Here is a 15,097-nt window from a genome sequence, read left to right as displayed (position 1 = left end):
AGCTCTCCGAGGTCTACCTCGGGCCGTTCGTGGGCGGCGGCATCGAGATCTGGTTCGCCTATGTGCTGGCGCTGGTGTTCCTGCTGTTCCGGCCTCAAGGCCTGTTCGGCGAAAAGATCATTGATCGAGTCTGAACATCTTGCGGGTCAGACCACGATTTGCGCAGCAAATGTGCTCTGACCCCAACTGATCAAAAAACAGACCAGAAAAGAAAGCCCGCCATGTTCTATCGTGAAAACGGTCAATTCAAGACCACCTACCGCGCCGACCAGCAGATCTTCCCGATCGCGCAGGACCGCTGGTTCATCCTGGCCCTGATCGCGCTGGCCTTCGTCGCCGTGCCCATGCTCGCCAGCGACTACCTGATGCGCGCCATCCTGATCCCCTTCCTGATCTTCTCGCTCGCCGCCGTGGGCGTGAACATCCTGGTGGGCTACTGCGGCCAGATCTCGCTGGGCTCGGGTGCCTTCATGGCCGTGGGGGCCTATGGCGCCTACAACTTCTTCGTGCGCGTGCCCGGCATGCCGCTGGTCCCGGCGCTGATCCTGGGTGGGCTGTGCGCCACGCTGTTCGGCATCCTGTTCGGCCTGCCCAGCCTGCGCGTGCGCGGTCTGTACCTCGCGGTGGCCACGCTGGCCGCGCAGTTCTTCGCCGACTGGATGTTCCTGCGCATCAAGTGGTTCACGCTGGACACGCCCTCGGGCTCGGTGGCGGTGTCCAACCTGCAGGTCTTCGGCCTGCCGCTGGAGAGCGCCGCAAGCAAGTACCTGTTCTGCCTGGCGGTGCTGGCGGTCATCGCGCTGCTGGCCAAGAACCTGGTGCGCAGCGCCATCGGCCGCGAGTGGATGGCGATCCGCGACATGGACGTGGCCGCCGCCGTGATCGGCATCCGCCCGATGTACGCCAAGCTCAGCGCCTTCGCGGTGAGCAGCTTCATCATCGGCGTGGCCGGCGCGCTCTGGGCCTTCGTCTACCTTGGCGCCTGGGAGCCCTCGGCGTTCTCCGTGGACTACTCCTTCCGCCTGCTGTTCATGGTGATCATCGGCGGCCTGGGTTCCATCATGGGCAGCTTCTTCGGCGCGGCCTTCATCGTGGTGCTGCCCATCGCCCTGAGCCAGTTCCTGCCCTTCGTGGCCGGCCTGTTCGGCTTCTCCATTTCCACCACCGCGGTCTCGCACGCTGAGCTGATGATCTTCGGTGGGTTGATCGTGTGGTTCCTGATCGTCGAGCCGCATGGGCTGGCGCGGCTGTGGTCCATCGGCAAACAGAAGCTGCGCCTGTGGCCCTTCCCGCATTGAGCGGCAGGTTGCTGGCAAGTACCGATGTTTTTCGTGGTGTTTGAGCGTTTACTGAGTGTGTGTTTCAACCTTTCATGACATGGAGACAACTATGAAACTTCGCAAGATCGTTGTGGCCGCCACGGTGGCGCTCGCGGGCGCCGCGTCGCTGGTGTCGACCGCCGCACTGGCCCAGGCCAAGGAACAGTACCTGCCCGTGCTGTCGTACCGCACCGGCGCCTACGCGCCCAACGGCACGCCCACCGCCAACGGCATCGTCGACTACTACAAGCTGGTCAACGCGCGCGGCGGCATCAACGGCGTCAAGCTGCTGGTGGAAGAGTGCGAGACCATGTACGACACGGCGCGCAGCGTGGAATGTTATGAGCGCCTCAAGGGCAAGAACGGCGGCGCGGCGCTGATCCACCCCTGGGCCACTGGCGCGACCTTCGCGCTGACGGAAAAAGCCTCGGTCGACAAGATCCCGCTGATCACCACCGGCTATGGCCGCAGCGAGAGCGCCGACGGCACCATCTTCAAGTGGAACTTCCCGCTGCTGGGCACCTATTGGGTGGCGGCCGACGTGATCGTCCAGGCCATCGCGCAGAAGGAAGGCGGCCTCGACAAGCTCAAGGGCAAGAAGATCGCCCTCGTGTACCACGACTCGCCGTTCGGCAAGGAACCGATCCCGCTGCTGCAGGAGCGCAGCAAGATGCACGGCTTCGAACTGCAGCTGCTGCCCGTGGCCGCGCCCGGCGTGGAACAGAAAGCCACCTGGCTGCAGATCCGCCAGTCGCGCCCCGACTACACCCTGCTCTGGGGCTGGGGCGTGATGAACTCCACCGCCCTGAAGGAAGCCCAGGCCACCGGCTACCCGCGCGAGAAGATGTACGGCGTGTGGTGGTCCAGTGCCGAGCCCGACGTGAAGGACGTGGGCCAGGGCGCCAAGGGCTACAACGGCGTCACGCTGCAGCACGGCACCGACAAGAACGCCCCCATCATCAAGGAGATCCTGGCCAAGCTGCACGACAAGGGCCAGGGCACGGGCCCGCGCGACGAGGTCGGTGAAACCCTGTACCTGCGTGGCGTGGTCAGCGCCGCCGTGGGCATCGAAGGTATCCGCGCCGCGCAGGAGCGCTTTGGCAAAGGCAAGGTCATGACGGGCGAGCAGGTGCGCTGGGGCCTGGAAAACCTGAACCTGACGCAGGCCAAGCTGGACGCGCTGGGCTTCAAGGGTGTGCTGCGCGGCCCCATCAGCACCTCGTGCGCCGACCACGTGGGCGCGGGCGCTGCGCGCATCCACACCTGGGACGGCACCAAGTGGGTCTTCTCTTCCGACTGGATCGAGGCCGACCAGCAAATCATCAAGCCCATGGTGAAGACCACGGCCGCGAAGTACGCGGCCGAGAAGAAGCTGACGGCCCGCACGCCGGCGGACTGCCAGAGTTAAGCACCCCCGCCGCGCTGCGCGCGACCCCCTCAAGGGGGCGGTATGTCGGGCCGGCAAAGCCGGACCCTGCATACCCCTTGATGAAGGCACGGCGCGCGCGGCGGATCAGGTCAATGCGGCTGGTTCGTCCAGCCGCCATTTGCAAGGCCCGCTGGCCGTGTCTTGCAAATGGTCCCCAAGGAATCGGAATTGTCATGAGCACATCGAACACCGTCCTCAACGTCAATGGCATCGAGGTCATCTACAACCACGTCATCCTGGTGCTCAAAGGCGTCTCGCTGCAGGTGCCCCAGGGCCAGATCGCGGCCATCCTGGGCGGCAACGGCGCGGGCAAGACCACCACGTTGCGCGCCATCTCCAACCTGCTCAAGGGCGAGCGCGGCGAGGTCACCAAGGGCAGCATCGAGCTGCGCGGCGAGCGCATCGAGAACCTCTCCCCCGCCGACCTCGTGCAGCGCGGCGTGGTCCAGGTCATGGAGGGGCGCCACTGCTTCGCCCACCTCACCATCGAGGAGAACCTCATGACCGGCTCCTACACCCGCAAGAGCAAGGCCGAGGTCGCGGCCAACCTGGAGAAGGTCTACGCCTACTTCCCGCGCCTGAAGACCCGGCGCACCAGCCAGGCCGCCTACACCTCGGGCGGCGAGCAGCAGATGTGCGCCATCGGCCGCGCCCTCATGACCAACCCCAGCGTGATGCTGCTCGACGAACCCTCCATGGGCCTGGCCCCGCAGATCGTCGAAGAGGTGTTCGAGATCGTCAAGGACCTCAACCAGAAGGAGAAGGTCACCTTCCTGCTGGCCGAGCAGAACACCAACATGGCGCTGAAGTACGCGGACTACGGCTACATCATGGAGAGCGGGCGCATCGTGATGGACGGCGTGGCCAGCGAGCTGCGCAACAACGAGGACGTCAAGGAGTTCTACCTCGGCATGGGCGGGGGCGAGCGCAAGTCCTTCAAGGACATCAAGAGCTACAAGCGGCGCAAGCGCTGGCTGGCCTGAAGGCTCCCCCCCGCGCCGCGCCTTCGGCGCGTCACCCCCTCCAGGGGGCGATGCCTGAGGCCCGGCAAAGCCGGTTCCGCGGCATCCTGGTTTCAGTCACTTCACCTTCACACATCGCAGCCATGGCACAGCCTGAATTCTTCGACGCCCTGGAAACCCGATCGCCCGAGCAACGCGAGCGCGAGCAGATGGGCGAGCTGGCCACCCAGGTGGCGCACGCCCAGCGGCACAGCACCGCCTTCGCCGAGATCCTGCGCGGCGTGGACGCGCAGGCGGTGAACAGCCGCGCGGCCCTGGCGCGCCTGCCCGTCACGCGCAAGACCGAGCTGCTCGAACGCCAGAAGGCCTCGCGCGCCAGCGACCCCTTCGGCGGTTTCTCCACGCTGCGCCGCGGCCCGGCCATGGCGCGCGTCTACGCCTCGCCCGGCCCGATCTACGAACCCGAGGGCGCCACGCGCGACTACTGGCGCGCTGGGCGCTGCCTCTACGCGGCGGGCTTCCGTGCCGGCGAGCTGGTGCACAACGCCTTCAGCTACCACATGACCCCGGGCGCCTTCATCCTGGAGTCCGGCGCCCACGCCGTGGGCTGCTCGGTCTTCCCCGCCGGCACCGGCCAGACCGAACAGCAGCTGCAGGCCATCACCGAACTCCAGCCCGAGGCCTACACCGGCACGCCCAGCTTCCTGCGCATCCTGGTGGAGAAGGCCCAGGCCGAGGGCATCGACATCGGCAGCATGCGCAAGGCCGTGGTGGGCGGCGAGGCATTGCCGCCCAGCCTGCGCGACTGGTTCGCCGAGCGCGGTGTGGCGGTCTACCAGAGCTACGCCACCGCCGACCTGGGCCTGGTGGCCTACGAGACGAGCGCGCGCGAGGGCCTGGTGGTGGACGAGGGCGTCATCGTCGAGATCGTGCGCCCGGGCACCGGAGAACCCGTGCCCGAGGGCGAGGTGGGCGAGCTGGTGGTCACCACCCTGAACCCGGCCTACCCGCTCATCCGCTTCGGCACCGGCGACCTCTCGGCCATCCTGCCCGGCGCCTGCCCCACCGGGCGCACTGCACCGCGCATCAAGGGCTGGATGGGGCGCGCCGACCAGACCACCAAGGTGCGCGGCATGTTCGTGCACCCGGCCCAGGTGGCCGACATCGCGCGGCGCTTCCCGCAGGTGAAGAAGGCCCGCCTGGTCGTCAGCGGCGAGATGGCCAACGACCAGATGTGCCTGCGCGTGGAGGCCAGCGAGGCCGACAGCGCTCTGCAGCAGCAGATCGAGGCCGCCGTGCGCGAGGTCACCAAGCTGCGCGCCCAGGTCGAGCTCGTCCAGCCAGGCTCCCTGCCCAACGACGGCAAGGTGATCGAGGACGCGCGCAGCTACCAGTAGGAAAAGCCCCGCAACCATGGCGGAACTGACGCCAAACTGACGCCAAAAGTGCGCCAACGAGGGTTTTCCCCGGCCCGGTGCTAAGTAATTTCCGCGATACGGACAAGGGATGGCGGGGCTACGATCGCCCGGTAATCAACCTCTCAAGGAGCACCGTATGAAGAAGATCCTCGCCCTGGCGGCCTTGGCCGCAAGCATTTCGTCAGGCGCCTTCGCGCAGGGCTTCCCCAACAAGCCCATCTCCTTCGTGGTGCCCTTCGCTGCGGGCGGACCGACGGACCTGGTGGCGCGCCGCCTCGCCGAAGCCATGCGCAAGCCCCTGGGCGGTGCCAACATCGTGGTGGAAAACGCCGCCGGCGCCGGCGGCACCATCGGTGCCACCAAGGTGGCCCGGGCCGCGCCGGACGGCTACACCCTGCTGGTCTGGCACATCGGCATGGCCGCCACCACCAGCCTGTACCGCAAGCAGACCTTCAAGCCGCTCGAAGACTTCGAGTACCTGGGCGCGATCAACGACGTGCCCATGACCCTGCTGGGCAGCAACAAGCTCAACGCCAACACCTACCGCGACTTCGAGGCCTACATCCGCGCCAACGGCGGCAAGCTCAACCTGGCCCACGCCGGCCTGGGTTCCGCGTCGCACATCTGCGGCCTGATGTGGCAGTCGGCCATGAAGCTCGACAAGTCGCTGACCACCATCCCCTATGGCGGCACCGCGCCAGCCATGAACGACCTCATCGGCGGCAACGTCGATGTGATGTGCGATCAGACCACCAACACCACCTCGCAGATCGAAGCCGGCCGCGTGAAGGCCTTCGCGGTCACCACCGCCAAGCGCCTGGACAACCACAAGCTGCTCAAGGACTACCCCTCGCTGCAGGAAATGGGCCTCAAGGACTTCAACCTGACCATCTGGCACGGCCTGTACGCGCCCAAGGGCACGCCGCCTGATGTGACCAAGAAGCTCAACGAAGCCCTGCAGGTGGCCCTGAAGGACCCGGCCTTCATCAAGAGCCAGATCGACCTGGGCGCCATCGTGGTGACCGACAACCGTGTCACGCAGGCCGGCCACAAGGCTTTCGTGGCCAGCGAAATCACCAAGCTCAAGGCGGCCATCGACGGCGCCGGCCAGTACGCCGACTGATTTCGTGTCGCGCGCCCGAAAGGGCGGCTCCATGCAAGCCGCCCTCGGGCGGCTTTTCTTTTTGCCACCCAAGGAGACCCCGCATGGACGACCCGTCATTTTCCGCCTCGCGCCGCCACCACCTGCGGACCCTGACCGCCGCCACCGTCGCCCTGGGCCTGCCAGGTCTTGGCTGGACGCAGGCCGCCTGGCCAGGCAAACCCGTGCGCATCGTCGTGCCGTTTGCGCCCGGCGGCACCACCGACATCCTGGCCCGTGTGCTGGCGCCCGAGCTGAGCAAGACCCTGGGGCAGTCCTTCGTGGTGGAAAACCGCGCGGGCGCTGGCGGCAACATCGGCGCCGAGGTGGTCGCCAAGTCGCCGGGCGACGGCTACACCCTGCTCATGGGCACGGTGGGCACGCACGGCATCAACAAGTCGCTTTACGACAAGCTGCCCTACGACCCGCAGAAGGACTTCGCGCCCATCACCCTGGTGGCCGGCGTGCCCAACGTGATGGTGATGGGCACCAAGCGGGCGCAGGCGCTGGGCATCACCAGCGTGGCCGACTTCGTCAAGTACGCCAAGGCACACCCCGGCCGGCTGAACATGGCCTCCAGCGGCAACGGCACCTCCATCCACCTGGCGGGTGAACTGTTCAAGTCGCGCACCGGCATCTTCATGACGCACATTCCCTACCGCGGCTCCGGCCCCGCGCTGACCGACCTGCTGGCGGGCGCGATCGACGTGATGTTCGACAACCTGCCCTCGGCCATGCCACACATCCAGGCCGGCAACCTCAAGGCGTTCGCGGTCACCAGCGCGGTGCGTTCATCGGCCCTGCCCGACGTGCCCACGGTGGCCGAGGCGGGCAACCTGCCAGGCTTCGAAGCCAGCTCGTGGTTCGGCCTGCTCGCGCCCACCGGCACGCCGACCGAGGTGGTGAACCGGCTGCATCAGGAGACCGCCAAGGCCCTGAACCTGCCGGCGGTGAAGGAGCGGCTGCTGGCCCAGGGCGCCATTCCGGGCGGCAACACCCCGGCCGAATTCGCCCGCCTCATCGATGCGGAAACCACCAAGTGGGCTGGCGTGGTCAAGGCCTCCGGCGCCCGCGTGGACTGAAGACACCCCAGCGAAAGAAGTGCCCCCTCCAGAGGCATCCAGGGTCCGGCTCCGCCGGCCCGAGATGCCGTCCCCCCTCGAAGCGCCGAAGGCGCGCCACGGAGGGGGGAAGCCGCGCAGCGGCGCAGGGGGGAGTTCCCCGTCACACTCCCCAGACGATCTCGACGTTCGCCTTCTCGCAGCGCTCCAGCATCTCGATGAAAGGTGCGGCGCGCATGCGCAGGCTCACCGGGTCGGTCTGCGCGTCGTCGTGGTGGCCGTCCTCTTCCGCTTTCTCTTTCTGTTTCTGACGGGCCGCGTCGTCCGCCGCCACGGCGGCGCGGATCTTCTGTACCGCCGCATCCATTTCGCTCGGCTGGATGATGCCGGGACCTGTCAGACGCTTGCCCAGGATCTCGAGCATGCGTTGACCGTGCTGTTGCAGCATGACGAGGTCGCCCGTTTCACGGGACTTGAATCGATACACAGACATGAGTGCCTCCGGGGGTGGTGAGGTGAAGCCATTCTTGCACCGACACGCCCTGGAAAACCAGCGGATTTGTAGGAGAACGTCCCGAGGTATGTAGGACGGAATGGTCCGGGCATCACAGCAGCGGTTTGGGCTACGGGTTTACCCGATTGGAGTTATATATTTTAAACCTAAACTAATTAAGCATGAAAACACCCGTTCCAGCGCTGCGGCGCATCCTGTGCATCGGTGGCGGCCCGGCGGGCCTGTACTTCGCTCTGCTCATGAAGCGGCGCGACCCCGCGCTCACCGTCACCGTGGTTGAGCGCAACCGGCCGTTCGACACCTTCGGCTGGGGCGTGGTGCTGTCGGACCAGACCCTGGGCAACCTGCGCGAGGCCGACCCCGAGTCGGCCGCGCTGATCGGTGAGGCCTTCAACCACTGGGACGACATCGAGGTCTTCTTCAAGGGCGGCCGCGTGCGCTCGGGCGGCCACGGCTTCTGCGGCATCGGCCGCAAGAAGCTGCTCAACATCCTGCAGGAGCGTTGCCTGGCGCTGGGCGTGAACCTGGTGTTCGAGACCGACGTGACCGACGACCAGGCGCTCGCGGCGCAATACGAGGCCGACCTGGTGATCGCCAGCGACGGCCTGAACAGCCGCATCCGCACGCGCTACGCCGACACCTTCCAGCCCGACATCGACACCCGGCAATGCCGCTTCGTCTGGCTCGGCACCAAAAAGACCTTCGACGCCTTCACCTTCGCCTTCGTGCAGACCGAACACGGCTGGTTCCAGGCGCACGCCTACAAGTTCGACGGCGAGACCTCCACCTTCATCGTGGAAACGCCCGAGGAAGTCTGGAAAGCGCACGGCATCGACCAGATGAGCCAGGAAGACGGCGTGGCCTTCTGCGAGAAGCTGTTCGCCCCCTATCTGGATGGCCACGCGCTCATCAGCAACGCCTCGCACCTGCGCGGCTCGGCGATCTGGATCCGTTTCCCGCGCGTGATCTGCCACACCTGGGTGCGTTGGCAAGACATCGCCGGCCGCAGAACCCCGATCGTCCTCATGGGCGACGCCGCGCACACCGCGCACTTCTCCATCGGCAGCGGCACCAAGCTCGCGCTGGAAGACGCGATCGACCTGGCCGACGAGTTCTCTCGCCACGCGAACGCCGACGTGGCCGAGGTGCTGCAGGGCTACGAGGCGCGCCGCAGCGTGGAGGTGCTCAAGATCCAGAACGCCGCGCGCAACTCCACCGAGTGGTTCGAGAACGTGGACCGCTACACCGGCATGGAGGTCGAGCAGTTCGCCTATTCGCTGCTCACGCGCAGCCAGCGCATCAGCCACGAAAACCTGCGCCTGCGCGACGCGAAATGGCTGGAAGGTTATGAAGCCTGGCTGCAGACCCAGGCCCAGCCCGGCGTGCCGGTGAAGAAGCACCCCACGCCGCCCATGCTGCTGCCGCTCACGGTGCGCGGCCTCACGCTCAAGAACCGCATCGTGGTCTCGCCGATGGCGCAGTACAGCGCGGTCGATGGCGTGGTGGGCGACTACCACCTGGTGCACCTGGGCGCGCGCGCCATGGGCGGCGCCGCGCTGGTGATGGTGGAGATGACCAGCCCCACGCCCGAAGGCCGCATCACGCCCGGCTGCCCGGGCCTGTGGAACGACGAACAACAGGCCGGCCTGAAACGCATCGTCGATTTCGTGCACGGCCACAGCAGCGCCAAGATCGGCCTGCAGCTGGGCCACAGTGGCGCCAAGGGCTCGACCCAGCTCGGCTGGGAGCAGATCGACGAGCCCCTGCCCAGCGGCAACTGGCCGCTGCTCTCGGCCAGCGCCGTGCCGTATGGCGAACAGAACCAGGTGCCGCGCGCCATGACGCGCGCCGACATGGACGCCATGACGGCGGCCTTCGTCGCGTCCACCCAGCGCGCGGCCGAGGCCGGCTTCGACTGGCTGGAACTGCACGCGGCCCATGGCTACCTGCTGTCCAGCTTCATCACCCCGCTGACCAACCAGCGCACCGACGAATACGGCGGCTCGCTCGCCAACCGCTGCCGCTACCCGCTGGAGGTGTTCACCGCCATGCGCGCGGCGTGGCCGGCCGACCGGCCTTTCAGCGTGCGCATCTCCGCGCACGACTGGGCGCCGGGCGGCAACACGCCCGACGACGCGGTCGAGATCGCGCGCCTCTTCAAAGCCGCCGGCTGCGACCTGATCGACGTCTCCTCGGGCCAGACCACGCGCGCGGCCAAACCGGTGTACGGCCGCATGTACCAGACGCCGTTCGCGGACCGCGTGCGCAATGAGGCCGGCATCCTCACCATGGCGGTGGGCGCGATCACCGAAGCCGACCACGCCAACAGCATCATCGCGGCCGGCCGCGCCGACCTCTGCGCCGTGGCGCGCCCGCACCTGGCCGACCCGGCCTGGACGCTGCACGAGGCCGCCAAACTGCAGACCCGCGCCATCGAATGGCCGCGCCCCTACGAGAGCGGGCGCGACCAGCTCTACCGTGAGATCGCACGCCAGCAAGCCCTCAACGCCCCAGCACCATGACCCCTCCTTCACCGCTCGACCTCGAAGCCCGCGCCCACAGCGAACACGCGCACGAGCTGCGCCTGTGGCTGCGGCTGCTGACCTGCTCGCAACTGATCGAGAAACGCGTGCGCGCCGGCCTGCGCGAGCAGTTCGACACCACGCTGCCGCGCTTCGACCTCATGGCCCAGCTCGAACGCCATCCCGACGGGCTGAAGATGAAGGAGCTCTCGCACCGGCTCATGGTCACCGGCGGCAACATCACCGGCATCACCGACCAGCTCGTCAACGAAGGCCTGGTGGAGCGCATGGGCGTGGACGGCGACCGGCGCGCCTTCCGCGTGCGCCTCACGCCGCACGGCCGCGCCAGCTTCGTCGAGATGGCCCAGCAGCACGAGAGCTGGATCGTCGAGGCCTTCGAAGGCCTGAGCCCGCGCGACCTGGACAGCCTGCACAGGCTGCTCGGCAAAGTGAAACAGCACCAGCTCGAACTCAACCAACGGATCGACGAAGAATGAAGCACCCCATCCCCGACCACAACCCGATGCGCGGCCAGTACGGCCCCAAGGCCACGCCCGCCCCCACCCACTTCGCGCTCCGCGTGGGCGACGACGGCGTGGCCACCGTCACGCTCAACCGGCCCGAGCGCAAGAACCCGCTGACCTTCGACTCCTACGCCGAACTGCGCGACTGGTTCCTCGGCCTGCAGAAGGCCACCGACGTGCGCGCCGTGGTGCTGACCGGCGCGGGCGACAACTTCTGCTCGGGCGGCGACGTGCACGAGATCATCGGCCCGCTCACGAAGATGAGCATGCCCGAACTGCTGGCCTTCACGCGCATGACCGGTGCGCTGGTGAGCGCCATGCGCGCCTGCCCGCAGCCCATCGTGGCCGCGATCGACGGCGTGTGCGCCGGTGCCGGCGCGATGATGGCGCTGGCCTCCGACCTGCGCCTGGGCACGCCACAGACGAACACCGCCTTCCTGTTCACCCGCGTGGGCCTCGCGGGCGCCGACATGGGCGCCTGCGCGCTGCTGCCGCGCATGATCGGCCAGGGCCGCGCCAGCGAGCTGCTGTTCACCGGCCGCGCCATGAGCGCCGCCGAAGGCCACGCCTGGGGTTTCTTCAACGCGCTGCACGACAGCGCCGCGCTGCTGCCCGCCGCGCACAAGCTCGCCGCGCAACTCGCGCAGGGCCCGACCTTCGCGCACGGCATGACCAAGACCATGCTGCACCAGGAATGGGCCATGACGCTGGACCAGGCGATCGAGGCCGAGGCGCAGGCCCAGGCCATCTGCATGCAGACGCAGGACTTCCGCCGCGCCTACGAGGCCTTCGCGGCCAAGCAGCGCCCGGTCTTCGAAGGAGATTGACGTGGTCGCCTTCGAACACCCGCACGGCCTGCGCCCGCCCCAAGCGCAGTGGGAACTGCCCTTCTTCGACGCCCACCACCGCGAGATGGCGCCACGCCTGGCCGACTGGGCCGCGCTGCAGGGTGTCGATGAAACCGACGACCGAGCCGCCTGCAAGGACTGGGTGGCGCGCCTGGGCCAGGACGGCTGGCTGCGCTACTGCGTGCCCGGGGCCCACGGCGGCGCGCTGCCCTCGCTCGATTCGCGCTCGCTGGTGATCCTGCGCGAAACCCTGGCCTTCCATTCGCCGCTGGCCGACTTCGCCTTTGCCATGCAGGGCCTGGGCAGCGGCGCCATCACGCTCGCCGGCACCCCGGCCCAGAAGGCGCGCTACCTGAGCGCGGTCGCCACCGGCCAGAAGATCGCCGCCTTCGCGCTCAGCGAGCCCGAGGCCGGCTCCGACGTGGCCGCCATGGCCACGCGCGCCACGCAGGCGGCGGGTGGCTGGGCGCTCGACGGCAACAAGACCTGGATCAGCAACGGCGACCTGGCCGACTTCTACGTCGTCTTCGCGAAGACCGACCCCGAGGCCGGCGCGCGCGGCATCAGCGCCTTCATCGTCGATGCCCGGCAACCCGGCCTGGACAGCAGCGAGCACCTCCACGTGATGGCGCCGCACCCGCTGGCCACGCTGCGCTTCAGCGGCTGCGCCGTCGGCCCCGACGCCATGGTCGGCCCGCTGCACGGCGGCTTCAAGCTCGCCATGCAGACGCTGGACATCTTCCGCGCCTCGGTCGCCGCCGCCGCGCTGGGCATGGCGCGGCGCGCCTTCGCCGAGGCGGTGGCACACGCGAAGCAACGCCGGATGTTCGGCCAGACCCTGGCCGACTTCCAGCTCACGCAGGCCCGGCTCGGCGAGATGAGCGCGCTGATCGACGCCGCTGCCGTGCTCACCTACCGCGCCGCCTGGCAGCGCGACTGCAGCGCCACGCAGGGCGCGGGCACGCCGGCCTACACCACGGCCGCGGCCACCGCCAAGCTCACCGCCACCGAAAACGCGCAGCGCGTGATCGACATGGCGCTGCAGATGTTCGGTGGGCGCGGCGTGCAGGTGGGCCAGAAGGTAGAGAGCCTCTACCGCGACATCCGCTCGCTGCGCATCTACGAAGGTGCGAGCGAGGTCCAGCTGTTGATCCTCGGCAAAGCCGCGCTGAAATGAACAAGATCGCCATCCCGTCCGCTCAGCCCGACCACTTCGTGCATGACCACCTGCCACCGCCCGGGCAGTGGCCGGAGCTGCGCTTCGACCGGCCCGAGCTGCAACTGCCCGCGCAGGTCAACGCCGTGGACGCGCTGTTCCAGCGCGCCATCGCGGCGGGCCATGGCGATCGCCCGCTGTTCCGCAGCGATGAGCGCACCCTGACCTACGCCCAGGCACAGATCGAGGTGAACCGCATCGCCAACGCGCTCACGGTCGAGCTGGGCCTGGTGCCCGGCAACCGCGTGCTGCTGCGCGGCGGCAACTCGGTGGCCATGGCGCTGGCCTGGCTGGGCACGGTGCAGGCCGGCCTGATCGCGGTGGCCACCATGCCGCTGCTGCGCGCGAAGGAGCTCGGCGCCATCCTCACCAAGGCCCAGCCCTCGGTGGCGCTGTGCGACGTGAAACTGCAGGACGAACTCAAGGCGGCGCTCGCCGCCGACCCGGCCATGGTGGGCATGAAGCTGCTGACCTTCAACACCGCCGAAGGCGAAGCGCCGCACTCGCTCGAAGCCCTGGCGCGGCGCCAGTGCGAACACGGCACGCCCTGCCCCACCGCCGCCACCGACATCGCGCTGCTGGCCTTCACCTCGGGCACCACCGGCACGCCCAAGGCCGCCGTGCACACGCACCGCGACGTGCTTGCCGCCTGCGAGACCTGGCCGCGCCACGTGCTGCGCGCGACGCCGGACGACATCGTCATGGGCTCGCCGCCCCTGGCCTTCACCTTCGGCCTGGGCGGCCTGCTGGTCTTCCCCATGTGGGCCGGCGCCTCGGTGTACTTCCCGTCCATCCCCTACACGCCCGAGGCCATGGTGCAGCTCATCAGCCGCGTGGGCGCCACCATCTGCTACACCGCGCCCACCTTCTACCGCCAGATGGCCGCGTTCGCGCGCCAGCACGGCATCGGCCGCCTGCGCATCAGCGTGAGCGCTGGCGAGGGCCTGCCCGATGCCACGCGCCAGCTCTGGAAGGAAGCCAGCGGGCTGGAGATGCTCGACGGCATCGGCGCCACCGAGATGTTCCACATCTTCATCTCCTCGCCGCCCGAGGCCGTGCGCCGCGGCGCCATCGGCCAGGTGGTGCCGGGCTACGAGGCGCGCGTGGTGGATGACGACGGCCGGCCGCTGCCGGTGGGCGAGGTCGGCAAGCTCGCCGTGATCGGCCCGACCGGCTGCAAGTACCTCGACGAGCCGCGCCAGACCCAGTACGTGCGTGGCGGCTGGAACTTCCCCGGCGATGCCTTCCGCCAGGACGCCGACGGCTACTTCTTCTACCAGGCGCGCACCGACGACATGATCATCACCGCCGGCTACAACGTGGCCGGCCCCGAGGTGGAGGCCGCGCTGCTGCAGCACCCGGCGGTGGCCGAGTGTGGCGTGGTCGGCAAGGCCGACGAGGAGCGCGGCCAGATCGTGCTGGCCTATGTGGTGCTCAAGCCCGGCGAAGCCGCCGACGCGGCGCAGGTCAAGGCGCTGCAGGAGCACGTGAAGCAGAACATGGCGCCCTACAAATACCCGCGCGAGGTGATCTTCGTGAACCAGCTCCCGCGCACCGAAACCGGCAAGCTGCAGCGCTTCGCGCTGCGCCAGCAAGCCCAACAACATCCAAGCCAACCGACATGATGAAACACCTGCAACCGCCCGGCTGGGCAGCACCCAGGGGCTACGCCAACGGCATCGCCGCGCGCGGCACCCACGTCTACGTGGGCGGCCAGATCGGCTGGAACGCCGCCCAGGTGTTCGAGAGCGACGACTTCATCGCCCAGACGCGCCAGACCCTGCTCAACGTGCGTGACGTGCTCGCCTGCGCCGAGGCCGGGCCGCAGCACATGGTGCGCATGACCTGGTACGTGATCGACCGGGTGGAGTACAACGCGCGCCTGCGCGAACTCGGCGAGGTCTACCGCGAGGTGATGGGCCGCAACTTCCCGGCCATGACCTGCGTGGAGGTGAGCGCGCTCATGGAAGCCCGCGCCAAGGTGGAGATCGAAGTCACGGCGGTGGTGCCGGACTGAGCGCCGGCGTGCACGCTGCAGTGCACCAAGACAACGATGGCGCAGGGGGCTCCCGGGTGCGGCCGCGGGTTTGATTCCAGAATGGCCGGTTCCGAAGGATGGTCCTTCGGGATTCACCCCTCGGAG

Annotated in this window: 13 protein-coding genes and 1 pseudogene; 13 read left to right on the top strand and 1 reads right to left on the bottom strand. The window is 68.3% G+C overall.

Annotated elements, in window-relative coordinates; all coding sequences use genetic code 11:
• The 7 genes and pseudogenes from ACODTB_RS15085 to ACODTB_RS15055 all read left to right on the top strand — a co-directional run.
• Window positions 1-134, top strand: a pseudogene (locus ACODTB_RS15085) (branched-chain amino acid ABC transporter permease); the annotation flags it as partial.
• 87 nt (window positions 135-221) lie between these two features.
• The gene (locus ACODTB_RS15080; RefSeq protein ID WP_291121912.1) at window positions 222-1,298 is read left to right on the top strand and encodes a branched-chain amino acid ABC transporter permease; all 1,077 of its coding nucleotides are present in this window, start codon (window positions 222-224) and stop codon (window positions 1,296-1,298) included.
• Window positions 1,299-1,389: 91 nt separating this feature from the next.
• Complete coding sequence (locus ACODTB_RS15075; RefSeq protein WP_291121911.1) at window positions 1,390-2,727, top strand: ABC transporter substrate-binding protein; 1,338 nt, start codon at window positions 1,390-1,392, stop codon at window positions 2,725-2,727.
• Window positions 2,728-2,921: 194 nt separating this feature from the next.
• Window positions 2,922-3,731 (top strand): ABC transporter ATP-binding protein, encoded by an 810-nt coding sequence (locus tag ACODTB_RS15070; protein ID WP_488929448.1) that lies wholly within the window; start codon window positions 2,922-2,924, stop codon window positions 3,729-3,731.
• A gap of 122 nt (window positions 3,732-3,853) precedes the next feature.
• Window positions 3,854-5,107, top strand: coding sequence for a phenylacetate--CoA ligase family protein (locus ACODTB_RS15065; RefSeq protein ID WP_291120406.1), 1,254 nt, complete (start codon window positions 3,854-3,856; stop codon window positions 5,105-5,107).
• A gap of 157 nt (window positions 5,108-5,264) precedes the next feature.
• Window positions 5,265-6,251, top strand: coding sequence for a tripartite tricarboxylate transporter substrate-binding protein (locus ACODTB_RS15060; RefSeq protein WP_291120403.1), 987 nt, complete (start codon window positions 5,265-5,267; stop codon window positions 6,249-6,251).
• 83 nt (window positions 6,252-6,334) lie between these two features.
• Entirely contained in the window at window positions 6,335-7,351 is a 1,017-nt protein-coding gene (locus tag ACODTB_RS15055) for a Bug family tripartite tricarboxylate transporter substrate binding protein (RefSeq protein ID WP_291120400.1), read from the top strand.
• A gap of 142 nt (window positions 7,352-7,493) precedes the next feature.
• On the opposite strand, the gene ACODTB_RS15050 is transcribed toward ACODTB_RS15055, so the two are convergent.
• Window positions 7,494-7,823: a DUF1840 domain-containing protein gene (locus ACODTB_RS15050; RefSeq protein ID WP_291120396.1), complete on the bottom strand. Its 330-nt coding sequence runs from the start codon at window positions 7,821-7,823 to the stop codon at window positions 7,494-7,496.
• A gap of 182 nt (window positions 7,824-8,005) precedes the next feature.
• Here ACODTB_RS15050 and ACODTB_RS15045 point away from each other — a divergent pair, with 182 nt between their 5' ends.
• The 6 genes from ACODTB_RS15045 to ACODTB_RS15020 all read left to right on the top strand — a co-directional run bounded on the left by ACODTB_RS15045 (window position 8,006) and on the right by ACODTB_RS15020 (window position 14,971).
• Window positions 8,006-10,366, top strand: coding sequence for a bifunctional salicylyl-CoA 5-hydroxylase/oxidoreductase (locus tag ACODTB_RS15045; protein ID WP_291120392.1), 2,361 nt, complete (start codon window positions 8,006-8,008; stop codon window positions 10,364-10,366).
• Entirely contained in the window at window positions 10,363-10,863 is a 501-nt protein-coding gene (locus ACODTB_RS15040) for a MarR family winged helix-turn-helix transcriptional regulator (RefSeq protein WP_291120389.1), read from the top strand. The genes ACODTB_RS15045 and ACODTB_RS15040 overlap by 4 nt, the downstream gene beginning before the upstream one ends.
• On the top strand, window positions 10,860-11,717 hold the full coding sequence (locus tag ACODTB_RS15035; protein WP_291120386.1) for an enoyl-CoA hydratase family protein: 858 nt from the start codon (window positions 10,860-10,862) through the stop codon (window positions 11,715-11,717). The genes ACODTB_RS15040 and ACODTB_RS15035 overlap by 4 nt, the downstream gene beginning before the upstream one ends.
• 85 nt (window positions 11,718-11,802) lie before the next feature.
• Window positions 11,803-12,915: an acyl-CoA dehydrogenase family protein gene (locus tag ACODTB_RS15030; RefSeq protein ID WP_291120409.1), complete on the top strand. Its 1,113-nt coding sequence runs from the start codon at window positions 11,803-11,805 to the stop codon at window positions 12,913-12,915.
• A complete protein-coding gene (locus tag ACODTB_RS15025) occupies window positions 12,912-14,579 on the top strand; it encodes a benzoate-CoA ligase family protein (protein ID WP_291120383.1) in 1,668 nt (555 codons plus the stop codon). The genes ACODTB_RS15030 and ACODTB_RS15025 overlap by 4 nt, the downstream gene beginning before the upstream one ends.
• Window positions 14,576-14,971: a RidA family protein gene (locus ACODTB_RS15020; RefSeq protein ID WP_291120380.1), complete on the top strand. Its 396-nt coding sequence runs from the start codon at window positions 14,576-14,578 to the stop codon at window positions 14,969-14,971. Before ACODTB_RS15025 ends, ACODTB_RS15020 begins: the two co-directional genes overlap by 4 nt.
• The last annotated feature ends 126 nt before the right edge of the window (window positions 14,972-15,097 follow it).

Source organism: Hydrogenophaga sp. FG152, assembly GCF_057809615.1.
Note: the sequence above shows the minus strand (reverse complement) of the source record. Positions and strands in the feature narration are given on the sequence as shown.